The organism is Rhodococcus sp. NPDC003348 (assembly GCF_053589375.1).
In genome coordinates this window covers 188,551-202,771 of sequence record NZ_JBSFRT010000003.1, presented here as the reverse complement: position 1 = coordinate 202,771, position 14,221 = coordinate 188,551, and the positions used below count along the sequence as shown (strand labels likewise).

Below are 14,221 nucleotides of genomic sequence, written 5' to 3'. Positions count from 1 at the left end.
GGGCGGGTATGAGAGTCGACGGCCGGGAGATCCCGGTCCACGGAAGCCTGTTGCAGCCGCTGCGACGTCGCACCAGCGACCAGTTGAGGGTGGTGCTGTCGGGTCTGGCCGTGGTGGCCGTGGTGGTGGTCTCGTACCTGACGCGCGGGCGGTGGGAGTCGCTGGAGAACTCGATCTCCGATCTGATCGGCGTCGCCTCCCCGGAACTGTCCAACCGCGTGTACTCGATGTACGGGGTCGCGATCCTGGCGCTGCCGTTCGCGATCCTCGTCGGCATGGTCTTCGGACGACGCTGGAAGTTGCTGGCCGGCTACGCGGTCGCCGCGCTGATCGCCGGTGTCGCGTTGTCGATCACCGGCGACGGCATCGCCGCACCCCAGTGGCACCTGGACCTGAGCGAGCACCGGGACACCTTCCTGTCCCAGTTCCTCGACGACTCGCGGTGGATCGCGATGCTCGCGGCCGTGCTGACGGTGTGCGGGCCGTGGCTGCCGAGACGGTGGCGTCGGCTCTGGTGGGTGCTGCTGCTGGCGTTCGTGCCGATCCACCTGTTCGTCAGCGCCATGGTCCCCGCCCGGGCCATGCTCGGGCTCACCGTCGGCTGGTTCGTCGGTGCGCTGGTCGTGCTGTTCGTCGGCACCCCCGCGCTGGAGGTTCCGGTCGACCTGGCCTTGCGGGTGCTCGGCCGGCGCGGTCGCGGCGTGCGGGAACTGACCGTCCTCAGCCCGGCCGGCCCCGGGCCGCTGGTGCTGGCGGCGCGGTGCCGGCTGGAGCCGGGCGCCGAGGTCGGGCACGGGCCCTTCCCGCCGGCCGAGCATGCGGGGGTCCCCGACCCCGTCGCGGCCGACGCCGATTCGCCGGCGAACACGGCGTCGGCGGATCTCCCGGGGGCCGAGGCGGCGGATGGCGGCGGGACCGAGACCACGCTGATCCTCGACCTGTTCGGTCAGCACCAGCGGACCGAAGGCGTGGTCCGGCAGGCAGGCAGGTGGCTGACGTTCCGCAGCAGCGAGACGCTGCCACCGTTCGCGTCGCTGCGCCGTGCCGTCGAACACCGGGCACTGATGGCGACGGCGTTGGGGGCGCTCGGCCTGTCCGCCAACGTCCCGGTCGCGGTGGGGGTCCTCGACCGCGGGTGGATGATGTATGCGCACACCACCTCTCGCGGCACACCGCTGGACCGCCACGACCTCGACCACCTGAGCGCGGTGTGGGACGGGCTGCGACGGCTGCACGCCCACCAGATGTCCCACGGTGACCTGCGTCCCGAGAACATCCGCATCGACGACGGCAAGGTGCTGTTCGACGGATTCGCGCGCTCCGAAATCGGGGCGTCCGATTCGCTGCTGCTTTCCGACACCGCGCAACTTCTGCTGGTGACCGCCGACCTGTACGGCGTGGAGCGCGCGGTGGCGGCGGCGATCGACGCGGTGGGGCCCGAACGGGTCATCGCCGCGTCGGGGCGGCTGACCCGCACCGCGACCCCGAGCCGGATCCGCCGGGCGGTCCGCGAGCCCGGCGAGCTGATGGGCGCAGTCCGCGCGGGGGTCCGGACCCAGACCGACACCGAGGTCATCCGCGACGAGCAGGTCACCCGCTTCTCCCGGAACCAGCTCATCCAGCTGGTGCTGCTGATCGGGCTGGTGTACGTCGCCTACCCGTTCATCAGCCAGGTCCCGACCTTCCTCACCGAGATGGGCTCGGTGAACTGGTTGTGGGTGCTGCTCGGGCTGGCGGTGTCGGGCCTGACCTACATCGGCGCGGCCGCCGCCCTGTGGGCGTGCGCGACCGAGTCGGTCAACTTCCGGCACCTGACCGTCATGCAGTTCGCGAACACCTTCGCAGCGACGACCACTCCGGCCGGGGTCGGTGGTCTCGCCCTGAGCGTGCGGTTCCTGCAACGCAACGGACTCGGTGGCGTGCGTGCCACCGCGGCCGTTGCGTTGCAGCAGACGGTGCAGGTGGTCACGCACCTCGGGCTGCTGATCATCTTCAGCTTCGCGGCGGGCAAGAACGCCGACCTGTCGCACTTCATCCCCAGCGCGACGGTCATCTACCTGATCGTGGGAGTGCTGTTCGGCGCGGTCGGTGCGTTCATGGTGGTCCCGAAACTGCGGCGGTGGCTGCGCGACGACTTCCGCCCCCAGATCGCGGACCTGACCGCCGAACTCGTCGATCTGGCGCGCGATCCCGGACGGTTCCTCATCATCGTCGGCGGCTGTGCGGCGACCACTCTCGGTGCAGCACTGGCGCTCTGGGCGAGTGTGGAGGCGTTCGGCGGCTCCGTCGCGTTCGTCACCGTCACCATCGTCACGATGATCGGCGGCACCCTGGCCTCGGCCGCCCCGACGCCGGGTGGTGTCGGTGCTGTCGAGGCGGCGCTGATCGGTGGTCTCGCGGCGTTCGGCGTCCCCGCCGCGATCGCGGTGCCCTCGGTGCTGCTGTACCGGGTACTCACCTGCTGGCTGCCGGTGTTCATCGGCTGGCCCACCCTGCGCTGGCTGCAACGCAACGACCTCGTCTGACCCGCGCAGGTTCCGTAATGTCACATTGGGTATCGCCAAGTGACCCAATGTGACATTACGGAACCTGCGGTGAGGTGACAGCGGTCGTCGCGTCGGGGGTGGGGAGGGCGCCGAGGACCGCGGTCAGCAGCGCCGCGGCGGCGGCCTTGTCGAGGGGGTTGTTGCCGTTGCCGCACTTGGGTGACTGCACGCACGACGGGCAGCCGGCGTTGCACTCGCAGGAGTCGATCGCATCCCGCGTCGCCGTCAGCCAGTGGCGCAGTTGCGCGTGCCCGCGGTCGGCGAACCCGGCACCGCCCGGGTGCCCGTCGTAGACGAATACTGTCGGAAGTCCGGTGTCGGCGTGCAGGGCGGTCGACACCCCGCCGATGTCGCCGCGGTCGCAGGTCGCGACCAGCGGCAGCAGTCCGATCGCGGCGTGCTCGGCGGCGTGCAGTGCGCCGGGGAACAGGTCGGCCGGGACGCCCGCGCCCTCGAGCAGTTCCGGGGTCACCGTGTACATCACGGCCCGGGTCGGGAGCGTCTGGGCGGGCATGTCCAACTCCACCGAGTCGATCACCTCGCCGGACGCCAGCCGGCGCAGGTAGCCGACGACCTGGTGGGTGACCTCGACCTCGACCAGCGCGACGGTGACCGGGCCGTGGTCGCTGTGGTCGAGGACGGCGGTGACGGCGATGTCGGTGGTCTCGCGGGCGGAGGTGGTCCACTCGGGGGTGTCGGCGTGCACGAGCGCCAACCCCTCCTCGAGGTCGAGGGTGTCGACGACGAACGACTCGCCCTGGTGCAGGTAGACGGCCCCGGGATGGGTGGTGGCGGGGGCGCGTCCGCCGTCCACGGTGCCGAGCAGTCGTCCCGACTCGGCGTCCACGATCGCGACCTGCAGCCCGATGCCGCCTCGGATGTCCACTGCTGCATGGGGATTGGATCCGGAGGTGACGAACCACCCGTGTGCCCGTCGGCGGATCAGGCCCTGCGCGGCGAGGTCGGTGAGCAGGTCGAGGGCGCCGAACTCGACCACCTCGGCGTCACTGAGCGGCAATTCCATCGCCGCGCACAGCAACTGGGGGCCGAGGACGTACGGGTTGTCGGGGTCGGTGACGGTGGCCTCCACCGGCCTGTCCAACAGCGCGGACGGGTGGTGCACGAGGTACGTGTCGAGCGGGTCGTCGCGGGCGACGAGCACCACCAGCGAGCCTTCACCGCGCCGCCCGGACCGGCCGGCCTGCTGCCAGAACGAGGCAACGGTGCCAGGGAATCCCGCGACGACCACCGCGTCGAGCCCGGCGATGTCCACGCCCAGTTCGAGTGCGTTGGTGGTCGCTGCGCCGAGGAGGGTGCCGTCGGCGAGCGCGGCCTCGAGCTCGCGGCGGTCCTCGGCGAGGTATCCCGCGCGGTAGGCCGCGACGCGGTCGGCCAGATCCGGATCGACCTCGGCGAGCAGCCTGCGGGTGCTCATCGCGGTCAGTTCGGCGCCGCGCCTCGAGCGCACGAACGTCAGCGTGCGCGCACCCTCGACCATCAGGTCGGCCATGATCCGGGCGGCCTCGCTACCGGCGGCGCGCCGGACCGGGGCCCCGTTCTCCCCGGTCACGTCGGTGAGCAGCGGGGGCTCCCACAGGGCGACGGTGCGCGGCCCGTGCGGCGAGCCGTCCTCGACGACCTCCTCGCACGGGGCGCCGATCAGCCGGGACGCCGCGGCGCCGGGATCGGAGGTGGTGGCGCTGGCGAGCACGAACACCGGGTCGGCGGCATACCGTCGGGCGATGCGGCGCAACCGGCGCAGGACGAGTGCGACGTTGGATCCGAACACGCCCCGGTAGGAATGGCATTCGTCGATCACCACGTAGCGCAGCCTGCGGAAGAAGTGCGCCCAACGTTGGTGCGACCGGAGCATTCCGACGTGCAGCATGTCCGGGTTGGTGAACACCCACCTCGAGTTCCCGCGCACCCACTGCCGGACCTCCTGCGGCGTGTCGCCGTCGAACGCGTTGGGGTAGACGTCGGCGAGGTCGTCCGCGCCGTCGCAGAGGGTCACGGCGGCGCGGATCTGGTCGGCGCCGAGCGCCTTGGTCGGGGCCAGGTACAGCGCGGTCGCGCGGGGGTCCTCGGCGAGCGCCGTCAGGACCGGCAGCTGGTAGGCCAGGGACTTCCCGGACGCGGTGCCGGTGGCGACGACGACGTTGGTTCCGCCGGCGGCGAGGCTCGCGGCCCGTTCCTGGTGGGTCCACGGCAGCGGGATCCCGGTCTCGCGCAGCGCCTCCACCACTTGCGGGTTCGCCCAACCCGGCCATTGCGCGAAGCGGGATTCGCGCGCGGGCAGATCGGCGACGTGGGTGAGGGGGTCGTCGCCCGCGGGCGTGCCGGCGAGTACTCGGCCGAGCAGTTGGCGTCCGTAGCTCGCCGGTTCGTCCACTGCCTGTTCTCCGAGTTCTGTGTTGGCCAGGTCACACTCTCCGACCTGGGCTTTTGATGCTACTGGGGGCGCCCGGCGGGCCTGGAACCGAGCCCCGGGTGAGTCCCGACAGCCGCCCTGAGCTGCGGTTACCGACCGGTAGTTGGCAACAAGATCATTTCTTTATGGATTTTCGACTGTTGCAGTCGCAGGAAGCGTGGTTGACTAACACGCGGTCGCAGCTTCTGTGTTCGTGTACGCGCTCGCAGGACGATGTTGCGAGCGCGGTGCTCGATGCTTTTCCTGAGGGGGAAATCAGCGGTACAGCGGTCGGAACCGGCCCGGTGGGCTGTGAGCGCCGTCCGCCGCATCCGGTGTTAGAAAGAGAAGGAAAAGCATGGCACAGGGCACTGTGAAGTGGTTCAACGCGGAGAAGGGCTTCGGCTTCATCGCTCCCGAGGATGGCTCCGCTGACGTCTTCGTCCACTACTCCGAGATCCAGGGCAGCGGCTTCCGCACCCTCGAGGAGAACCAGCGCGTCGAGTTCGAGGTCGGCCAGGGCACCAAGGGCCCGCAGGCCACTGGCGTTCGCGCCATCTGATTCACCTGTAACCGGGTACGAATCTCTCGTCCCCCGCCACCGCACGGTGTCGGGGGACGAGTCGTGTTGGCGCGCAGTTCCCCTCCCTGCGTCGCATGAACAACCCTGCGCGACAGGGCTACTGTCCGAGGGATGAACCAGCTGTCGTTCTTCTCCGCGGAGACGGTGCCACCCGAGGTGTCGGACCTCGACGGGCTGCTGGCCGGGCCCGGACAGATCGCGGCCACCGCGGACCGCGCGCGGGTGTCGGTGGTCGTCGACGCCGGCTGGCGGGCCGAGGCCATCGCCGAGATGATCGAGGACGTCGGCCTGGTCGCCGAGCTCACGCGGTCGGACGAGGGCAGCCCACTGGTCCGTACCGCGTCGGTGCCCGAACTGGCCGTGCTCGCCGTGCGGTGGACGCGGGGTGCGGTCAAGGCGGTGCCGCCCGGATGGGTGCCGGGGCCGCGGGCACTGCGGGCGTGGGCGCTCGCCGCAGGCCACGCGGAGAACGACGGTGACCGGTTCGTCCTGGGGCTGGACCCCCGCGCCCCCGACACCTTCGCGCCCCTCGCGCAGTCACTGATGAGGGCGGGAATCGCGCCGACCCTGTTCGGCACCCGGGGGACCGCCCCCGGGCTGCGGATCGTCGGCCATCGGCGGCTGCTGCGGCTGGTGGAGAACATCGGCGAACCGCCGGCAGGGGCGGAGGCATCTGCCGCGTGGCCCCGGGTGTAAAACGGTCGTCGCGGAGCTGATCTGCGAGGATTGATCCGCGATGTGTCACCCTGGTAATCGGGTGATCACCGAAATACAGGTCGAGAAAGGTGCAGGCAGGGACGTGGCAACTCGGGACAAGGACACGGCGGGGGACACCACCACCGCTGCCGGCCGGACGCGTCGGCTCGTGATCGTCGAGTCGCCGACCAAGGCCCGCAAAATCGCCCCCTACCTGGGTAAGGACTACGTGGTGGAGGCGTCGGTCGGCCACATCCGCGACCTGCCCCGCGGCGCGGCGGACGTGCCCGCGAAGTACAAGGGCGAGCCCTGGGCGCGGCTCGGTGTGAACGTCGACCAGGACTTCGAGCCCCTGTACGTCGTCAGCCCCGACAAGAAGTCGAAGGTCACCGAACTCAAGGGCCTGCTCAAGGACGCCGACGAACTCTTCCTCGCCACCGACCCCGACCGCGAGGGCGAGGCCATCGCCTGGCACCTGCTCGAGACGCTCAAGCCGAAGATTCCGGTCCGCCGGATGGTCTTCCACGAGATCACCAAGCCCGCCATCCTCGCCGCCGCCGAGGACACCCGCGACCTCGACCAGGACCTGGTCGACGCGCAGGAGACCCGCCGCATCCTCGATCGCCTCTACGGCTACGAGGTCAGCCCCGTGCTGTGGAAGAAGGTCATGCCGAAGCTGTCGGCAGGCCGCGTCCAGTCGGTGGCGACCCGTGTCATCGTCCAGCGGGAACGGGAGCGGATGGCCTTCCGCTCGGCCGAGTACTGGGACATCTCCGCCACCCTCGACGCCGGTGCGGACGCCAGCCCGCGCACCTTCGGGGCCAGGCTGGTCGCCGTCGACGGCAACCGTGTCGCAACCGGCCGCGACTTCGGCGCCGACGGCGCACTCAAGGCTGCGAACAGCGCGACCGCGCCCGGCGGCGTGACCGTGCTCGACGAGTCTGCAGCCCGCGCGCTCGCGGAGGCGCTCCACGGCGTGGACCTGACGGTCGCGTCCGCCGAGGACAAGCCGTACAGCCGCAAGCCGTACGCGCCGTTCATGACGTCGACGCTGCAGCAGGAGGCCGCGCGCAAGCTGCGCTTCTCCTCCGAGCGGACCATGCGCACCGCGCAGCGGCTGTACGAGAACGGCCACATCACCTACATGCGTACCGACTCGACCACGCTGTCGGAGTCGGCGATCTCGGCCGCCCGCGCGCAGGCCACCGAGCTGTACGGCGCCGAGTACGTCAGCCCGACGCCGCGGCAGTACACCCGCAAGGTCAAGAACGCGCAGGAGGCCCACGAGGCGATCCGGCCCGCCGGTGACGTGTTCGCGACGCCGGGGCAGCTGCACAGCCAGCTCGGCACCGACGAGTTCAAGTTGTACGAGCTGATCTGGCAGCGCACGGTCGCCTCGCAGATGCAGGACGCTCGCGGCACCACGCTGACGCTGCGCATCACCGGCACGGCGCGTTCGGGCGAGGAGGCCACGTTCTCGGCGTCCGGCCGGACCATCACGTTCCCCGGCTTCCTCAAGGCGTACGTCGAGTCCGTCGACGAGGAGGCCGGCGGGCAGTCCGACGACGCCGAGTCCCGGCTGCCGGTCCTCGTCGCGGGGCAGGGCGTCACGGCCTCGAAGCTGGACCCGGACGGGCACACCACCAATCCGCCGGCCCGGTTCACCGAGGCCAGCCTGATCAAGACCCTCGAAGAACTCGGTATCGGCCGGCCGTCGACCTACGCGTCGATCATCAAGACGATCCTCGACCGCGGGTACGTCTACAAGCGCGGCAGCGCGCTGGTGCCGTCGTGGGTGGCGTTCGCCGTCATCGGTTTGCTCGAGGCGCACTTCGGCCGGCTCGTCGACTTCGACTTCACCGCCGCGATGGAGGACGATCTCGACGAGATCGCAGGCGGCCGCGAGCAGCGCGGAAACTGGTTGTCCGGCTTCTACTTCGGCGGCGACGAGGGGCCGGAGGGTTCGGTCGCCCGGGCCGGCGGACTGAAGAAGATGGTCGGCGAGAACCTCGAGGGCATCGATGCCCGCGAGGTGAACTCGATCCGGCTGTTCGACGACGCCGAGGGCCGCGAGGTACACGTGCGGGTCGGCCGCTTCGGTCCGTACCTGGAGCGGATGGTCGTCAATCCCGACGACCCGGAAGGGGACCTGGTCTCGCAGCGGGCGAACCTCCCCGACGACCTGCCGCCGGACGAGCTCACCCCGGAGTACGCGGAGAAGCTGTTCGCGACCCCGCAGGACGGCCGTCGCCTCGGCACCGACCCGCTCACCGGGAACGTGATCGTCGCCAAGGAAGGACGATTCGGCCCCTACGTCACCGAGCTGCTGCCCGAGCCGGAGCCCGAACCGACGCCGGACATCGTTCCGGTGCCCGTGGCCGGCGCGGACGCGGACGGCGCGGTCGCGACGAAGGCCCCGGCCAAGAAGGCTCCCGCGAAGAAGGCGGCCAAGAAGGCCGCCGGGCCGAAGCCGCGGACCGGCTCGCTGCTCAAGTCGATGGACGTCGCGACCGTGACGCTGGAGGACGCACTGCGCCTGCTGTCGCTGCCGCGGGTGGTCGGCGTCGATCCGGAGTCGAAGGAAGAGATCACCGCGCAGAACGGTCGCTACGGCCCGTATCTGAAGAAGGGCACCGACTCCCGGTCGTTGGCGAATGAGGAGCAGATGTTCACCGTCACCCTCGAGGAGGCGCTGAAGATCTACGCCGAGCCGAAGCGGCGCGGCCGGCAGGGTGCCGCGCAGCCGCCGCTGCGCGAACTCGGGAACGATCCGGTGACCGAGAAGCCGATGGTGATCAAGGACGGCCGCTTCGGCCCCTACGTCACCGACGGCGAGACCAACGCCAGCCTGCGCAAGGGTGACGAGGTCGAGACGATCACCGACGAGCGCGCCGCGGAACTGCTGGCGGACAGGCGGGCTCGCGGCCCGGTGAAGAAGAAGGCGGCCGCGAAGAAGGCCCCCGCCAAGAAGGCTCCGGCGAAGAAGGCGGCCGCGAAGAAGGCCCCGGCGAAGAAGGCGGCCAAGAAGGCGCCCGCGAAGAAGCCGGCCGCCGAGGACTGACGCGCCGGGAGTGGCGGTGTACCGGGAACTGTCGGTCGCGTTGCCCGGCACCGTCGCCTGGACGGTGGAGCGGGTCGGCAGGGACGGCACGCTGGTGCTCCCGGACGGGTGCATGGACGTGATCTGGCACGACGGCGGCTTCCTCGTCGCCGGTCCCGACACCCGCGCCCACCGCACCACGGCGGCGGGCCCGCGGGCGATCGGGCTGCGCTTCGCCCCCGGCCTGGGCCCCCGCGTACTCGGGATCGCGGCGAACGAACTGCGCGACACCAGGATTGCGTTGTCGGACCTGTGGTCCGATGCGGCGGTGAGGCGGTTGGCCGGGGACGCGGAGACCGATCCGCTCGGCGCCCTCACCGCCGAGGTGCGGCGCCGCCTCGACACGCCCGACCTGCCGGTCGAGACGGCGATCGCGGCGCGGCTCGCCGCCGGTGCCACGGTCGCCGAGGTCTCCGCCGAACTCGGCTGGAGCCCTCGGAAGCTGCACCGGAAGTCGCTGTCCGCGTTCGGGTACGGGCCCAAGACCCTCGCCCGGGTGCTGCGATTCGACCGGGCGCTGTCGGCGGCGCGGGCGGGGGACGCCTTCGCCCGGGTCGCCGCCGACGGCGGCTACGCCGACCAGGCGCACCTGGCCCGCGAGGTGCGGGCCCTGGCCGGAAAACCGTTGACGGAACTGCTCGCTCAGCCGGGCAGTGCCGCAAACAGATCGACGTGGTTGCCGTCCGGGTCGGTCAGCGTGGCGTAGCGCTGCCCCCAGAAGGCGTCGAACGGCGCGAGGGTCGACGTCCCGCCGACGGTGAGCAGCTCGGTGTACATCGCGTCCACGTCGCCGGGGGTACCGCAGTCGAAGGCCAGTGACGGCCCGCCGCCCGCGGCCGCGTGCACGTAGTCGGGGTCGAAGGAGCGGATCGTCTCGACGGTGTCGAACGCGAGCCGCAGTCCGCCCGGCAACGGCACCTCCACGTGCGGCTGCCCGGCCGCGTCCGCGGGCAGATCCAGGCCGAGGCGACGGTAGAACTCGAAGCTGCGGGTCAGATCGGCGGAGACGAGACCGATCACGGCGATGTGTGCTGTCATCCCTCGACGGTAGGGGTGGCCGGCCGTCGCGTCTTGAACGTTTCGGACGCCCCCCGCGGTTCGGACGTGCGCCCTCGTGCCGCTGGCTCACCCGAGGTCGGTCCCGGTCGATAGGGTGGTGCGCATGGCAGGAGTGTTCGATCGACTGGTCGGCCAGCAGGATGTCGAGGTCGAACTGATCGCTGCCGCGACGGCGGCGCGCGGCGGGGCGGAGGCGGCCGGGTCGCTCATGACGCATTCCTGGTTGTTCACCGGCCCGCCCGGGTCGGGGCGCTCGGTCGGCGCGCTGTGCTTCGCGGCCGCGCTGCAGTGCACCAGCGACGAGGAGCCCGGCTGCGGGCGGTGCCACGCGTGCACCACCGTCCTCGCGGGTACCCACGGCGACGTGCGGCGAGTGATCCCCGAGGGGCTGAGCATCAGCGTCAAGGAGATGCGCGAGATCGTGCAGACCGCCGCCCGTCGGCCCAGCACCGGGCGCTGGCAGGTGATGATCATCGAAGACGCCGACCGGCTCACCGAAGGCGCGGCGAACGCGCTGCTGAAGGTGGTGGAGGAGCCGCCGGAGCGGACCGTGTTCCTGCTCTGCGCGCCTTCCGTGGACCCGGAGGACATCTCGGTGACACTGCGGTCCCGGTGCCGGCACGTGGGGCTGGTGACGCCGTCCGTCGAGTCGATCGCCGCGGTGCTGCGCGAGAGCGACGGACTCGACGAGCAGACCGCGCTGGATGCGGCCAGGATCAGCGGCGGCCACGTGGGCCGGGCCCGGCGACTGGCCACCAATGACGCGGCCCGCCGCCGCCGCGACCAGGGGCTGGCGCTGGCGTCCGCCGCGACACGCTGGTCGACCCGGTACTCCGTCGCCGAGGAACTGGTCCGGGAGCTCGACGTGGAGGCCAAGGAACTCAACGCCGAGATCAACGAGCGCGAGACCGACGAACTGCGGACCGCGCTCGGCGCCGGTGGTACCGGCAAGGGCGCGGCCGGTGCCCTGCGCGGCTCGGCGGGGGTGCTCAAGGACCTCGAGCGGCGGCAGAAGTCGCGCGAGACCCGGATGAAACGCGACGGCCTCGACCGCGCGCTCATCGACCTGGCCGGCCTGTATCGAGACGCGCTCGCCACCGCGCTCGGGTCCACCGCGACACTGAACCATCCGGACCGGGCCGAGCAGGTCCAGAAGATGGCCGCCGTCGGCAGCCCCGAGGCGCTGCTGAAGTGCGTCGAGGCGGTCCTCGACTGCCGTGAGGCGCTCGACACGAACGTGAAACCCCAGTTCGCAGTGGCCGCGATGATGGCGAGACTGGGCGCCGAGCTGGGATAGCGGACCCGATTTTCGTGTTTCGGGGGAGAGCCGCTAGACTTCCGCTTGCTCGGTTGCGAGACCGGGCGCGCTGCCTTAGCTCAGTCGGTAGAGCATTTCACTCGTAATGAAAAGGTCGAGAGTTCGATTCTCTCAGGCAGCTCGGCGAAGCCCCAGGTGAGAGCACGATTCACCTGGGGCTTCTTCGCGCTTGCGCGTCGGGTGAAGGGCACGAAACCCCAGGTCGGGAACCGTCGGAGCACCTCCCATTCGGCTTCTGGTTGGCGACCTCGACGACTCTGCCTAGCTGCCGAAGAGAGGCCCGAGGCTGCCGAATGGTGACGGTGGCGGCACGTCGCGGTCGCGATGCCACTGCCAGTCACCATTGCCGTGATCTCGGTGCTCCCAGTGGCCGTTGCCGTTGTCGCAGTTACCCCACTCCCAGTTCCCACGGTTCTGCTGCCACTGCCACGGCCCGTTGTGGTCGCAGTCCTGCTGCCACGGATGGTCGACCATCGCAGCGGGCTCCGCGATTGCGGGAGCAGCCGCCAGGCCGAGTGGGAGCGCTGTCATCACGGCGATTACGGCGGCCCTGATCTGCAGCCTGCGTGACCTTGGGGTTGTTGATGTGTTGCTCATGGCTTGTTCCGATCCGAGATCGGTCATCGCAGGCCCGTCGAGCTCGGCGGTCGTCACCTGGCGGGCAGGCCCGTGACCGATGTTGTGCGACCGAGTTCGCTCACGGCGGACCTGGTCAGATCGATTTTCTCGGTCTGTGATCGATGATAGAAGCCCTGCCTGTGAACCCAGGCAGCTGTGAATCATCGCCCTGCGCATCGGTCCCGCTGATGATCCCGACCACGGCGTGGGCAATGCCTGCTGCGATCGCGAGAGCTCCATTGCCCGTCCTCGTGAGGTGCCTGAACAGTGTGGCGATGTCCACCTTTGCATGCCTGAGCGGGCCGGTTCGTCGAGCGGCGCCAGCGGGCCGTGGCGGAACAAAGCAGGTCAAGGCCCGATTTGGATTCTCTCGGGCAGCTCGGCGCCCGGGTGAGAGCTTGATCCACCTGGGGCTTTCTGTGTTCCGGGGGAGCGGGAGGCGCAAGCCGGGTCGGCATCGGTCGGTTTCGGCTCGCATCGTCGGGCCGGGCGCTGCACCCGACGAGCGCATCGGGCTTGCTCGGGTGAAACCTGAAACACAGTGTCGTTCGACACGCTCGTAAATCTGGTTAACTTGTTGATTGCTGAATTATTCTCGACGGCGCCCCGGTCGCATCGAGGCCGCGAGTCTCAGGACAACTCGCGGCAATCTGCGGCCGGGGCAACCCTCGCGTCGTCGCGCGCCGCCATCCCATTCGCTGCCCTTCGGGTCCATTCATGTGTCCGGGCCTGGCGCATCTGCCGCTAATTGTGGGCTCGGCGTCCGAACTGGACGGCGGTCCATGAAAACCGGTCGGTTCGGTACTCGCAAGTCACAAAACCTGAGCAATACCATCGCCCCGCGTCGTTGTCGCCCCTCCGCGTAACGGCGTAGGCCCGCCGGCGCCCCCTCAGCCCGGCGGGCCGCCCCTGTGCTGCAACCCGAGGCGGCTATGGCAGAGCTAACCGCTTCCCAGGGGCATCTGTTTCTCCACGGACTCTGTGCCGACCGGCCCACCCCCACAGTGTCCGGCTTCCGCGACACCGTCACGCGGCCACGCCGTCGACCCCATCACCACCTCGCTGATCCCGCGTACGGGTTGTCCACAGGGCGTCGAATCCGGAGTTGTCAACAGGTGTGAAAATCCATTGCTGCAGGTAGGCCGAATGTCGGTGCCTGATTTTCATCCGCCGTCCCCAGGTTTTCCACAGGGTTGGGGAAATCTGTTCAGGGTTTTGCCGCGGTTGTGCACAGGGGCTGTGCACAACTGCCAACCGCTATCGGGTGATTCGGTCCAGGATCACGGCGTGCACGTGATGTGCCTTCTCGGTACCGCGGAAGTCGGCCTCGAAGGTGTCCGGTCCGGCGGTCAGCGCGACGCTGCTGGAGGAGAAGAACTGGCCGGCCCAGGACTTGTTGCTCAGCAACGAGACCGACCGGATGTTCTTGTACGGGATCGACGTGATCGCGGTGCGCTTGCCGACGAAGCTGCGGTCCTGGATGACCACTCGCAGGTTCGTCAGCCCGAGAAACCCGGTGCCCGCGCCGGTGCAGTCGTAGACCGCGATGACGACCTCGCCCTCGAGTAGGTCCTGCTGGACCTGCTTCAACTGATCGGCCTTGTCGAATGTCGGTTGGTCCGTCATTCAGGGTTCCTCCCCTTCGGTGTGGGGTTGCCGCGGCCAGAGCGCGCGAACGGCGGCATGCTCGGGCGAAATCTAACCCGTGCACCAGGACCGGACAAGCAACCGTGTCGAGGCGTCGTCGAGATAATCAGGCTAGGTTCTCCAGTAACCCTGTCCTGGACGGAAAGGACGTAGTGCGATGACCGATCCCGACGCCGACCCGAACCGGCCACCGAACCAGCCCCCGCCGCCGGACCAGTCGGGATCTCCGCAGCAGCCGGGTTAC

10 protein-coding genes and 1 tRNA gene are annotated in these 14,221 nt (G+C 69.9%); 7 read left to right on the top strand and 4 right to left on the bottom strand.

What is annotated here, in order from left to right:
- Nucleotides 1-8 precede the first annotated feature (8 nt).
- Nucleotides 9-2,525: a lysylphosphatidylglycerol synthase domain-containing protein gene (locus ACWDU4_RS03430; protein WP_450112442.1), complete on the top strand. Its 2,517-nt coding sequence runs from the start codon at nt 9-11 to the stop codon at nt 2,523-2,525.
- 55 nt (nt 2,526-2,580) lie between these two features.
- On the opposite strand, the gene ACWDU4_RS03425 is transcribed toward ACWDU4_RS03430, so the two are convergent.
- Nucleotides 2,581-4,938, bottom strand: a complete 2,358-nt coding sequence (locus ACWDU4_RS03425) for a DEAD/DEAH box helicase (RefSeq protein ID WP_450112441.1) — start codon at nt 4,936-4,938, stop codon at nt 2,581-2,583.
- A gap of 376 nt (nt 4,939-5,314) precedes the next feature.
- On the opposite strand from ACWDU4_RS03425, the gene ACWDU4_RS03420 reads away from it, so the two are divergent.
- The 4 genes from ACWDU4_RS03420 to ACWDU4_RS03405 all read left to right on the top strand — a co-directional run bounded on the left by ACWDU4_RS03420 (nt 5,315) and on the right by ACWDU4_RS03405 (nt 10,041).
- A complete protein-coding gene (locus ACWDU4_RS03420; protein WP_005515803.1) occupies nt 5,315-5,518 on the top strand; it encodes a cold-shock protein in 204 nt (67 codons plus the stop codon).
- A gap of 132 nt (nt 5,519-5,650) precedes the next feature.
- Nucleotides 5,651-6,235, top strand: coding sequence for a hypothetical protein (locus ACWDU4_RS03415; RefSeq protein WP_450112440.1), 585 nt, complete (start codon nt 5,651-5,653; stop codon nt 6,233-6,235).
- A gap of 103 nt (nt 6,236-6,338) precedes the next feature.
- Nucleotides 6,339-9,296, top strand: a complete 2,958-nt coding sequence (gene topA, locus ACWDU4_RS03410; protein WP_450112439.1) for a type I DNA topoisomerase — start codon at nt 6,339-6,341, stop codon at nt 9,294-9,296.
- Between the two features lie 16 nt (nt 9,297-9,312).
- The gene (locus ACWDU4_RS03405) at nt 9,313-10,041 is read left to right on the top strand and encodes a helix-turn-helix domain-containing protein (RefSeq protein ID WP_450112438.1); all 729 of its coding nucleotides are present in this window, start codon (nt 9,313-9,315) and stop codon (nt 10,039-10,041) included.
- On the opposite strand, the gene ACWDU4_RS03400 is transcribed toward ACWDU4_RS03405, so the two are convergent.
- Entirely contained in the window at nt 9,978-10,373 is a 396-nt protein-coding gene (locus ACWDU4_RS03400) for a VOC family protein (protein WP_450112437.1), read from the bottom strand. The two genes, ACWDU4_RS03405 and ACWDU4_RS03400, sit on opposite strands and share 64 nt — an antisense overlap.
- Before the next feature lie 124 nt (nt 10,374-10,497).
- Here ACWDU4_RS03400 and ACWDU4_RS03395 point away from each other — a divergent pair, with 124 nt between their 5' ends.
- Both ACWDU4_RS03395 and ACWDU4_RS03390 read left to right on the top strand, forming a co-directional pair.
- Entirely contained in the window at nt 10,498-11,691 is a 1,194-nt protein-coding gene (locus ACWDU4_RS03395) for a DNA polymerase III subunit delta' (protein ID WP_450112436.1), read from the top strand.
- Nucleotides 11,692-11,760: 69 nt separating this feature from the next.
- A tRNA-Thr gene (locus ACWDU4_RS03390) sits at nt 11,761-11,833 on the top strand.
- A 140-nt stretch (nt 11,834-11,973) separates the two neighbouring features.
- Here ACWDU4_RS03390 and ACWDU4_RS03385 read toward each other — a convergent pair.
- Both ACWDU4_RS03385 and ACWDU4_RS03380 read right to left on the bottom strand, forming a co-directional pair.
- The gene (locus tag ACWDU4_RS03385; RefSeq protein WP_450112435.1) at nt 11,974-12,243 is read right to left on the bottom strand and encodes a hypothetical protein; all 270 of its coding nucleotides are present in this window, start codon (nt 12,241-12,243) and stop codon (nt 11,974-11,976) included.
- 1,344 nt (nt 12,244-13,587) lie between these two features.
- On the bottom strand, nt 13,588-13,956 hold the full coding sequence (locus tag ACWDU4_RS03380) for a PH domain-containing protein (RefSeq protein WP_450112434.1): 369 nt from the start codon (nt 13,954-13,956) through the stop codon (nt 13,588-13,590).
- Nucleotides 13,957-14,221: the final 265 nt, after the last annotated feature.

What these genes read in the sequence shown, in the direction of transcription:
- ACWDU4_RS03430 (WP_450112442.1), top strand. Translation starts at nt 9, where the DNA reads ATGAGAGTCGACGGCCGGGAGATCCCGGTCCACGGAAGCCTGTTGCAG.
- ACWDU4_RS03420 (WP_005515803.1), top strand. Translation starts at nt 5,315, where the DNA reads ATGGCACAGGGCACTGTGAAGTGGTTCAACGCGGAGAAGGGCTTCGGC.
- ACWDU4_RS03415 (WP_450112440.1), top strand. Translation starts at nt 5,651, where the DNA reads ATGAACCAGCTGTCGTTCTTCTCCGCGGAGACGGTGCCACCCGAGGTG.
- ACWDU4_RS03400 (WP_450112437.1), bottom strand. Translation starts at nt 10,373, where the DNA reads ATGACAGCACACATCGCCGTGATCGGTCTCGTCTCCGCCGATCTGACC.
- ACWDU4_RS03395 (WP_450112436.1), top strand. Translation starts at nt 10,498, where the DNA reads ATGGCAGGAGTGTTCGATCGACTGGTCGGCCAGCAGGATGTCGAGGTC.
- ACWDU4_RS03385 (WP_450112435.1), bottom strand. Translation starts at nt 12,243, where the DNA reads ATGACAGCGCTCCCACTCGGCCTGGCGGCTGCTCCCGCAATCGCGGAG.
- ACWDU4_RS03380 (WP_450112434.1), bottom strand. Translation starts at nt 13,956, where the DNA reads ATGACGGACCAACCGACATTCGACAAGGCCGATCAGTTGAAGCAGGTC.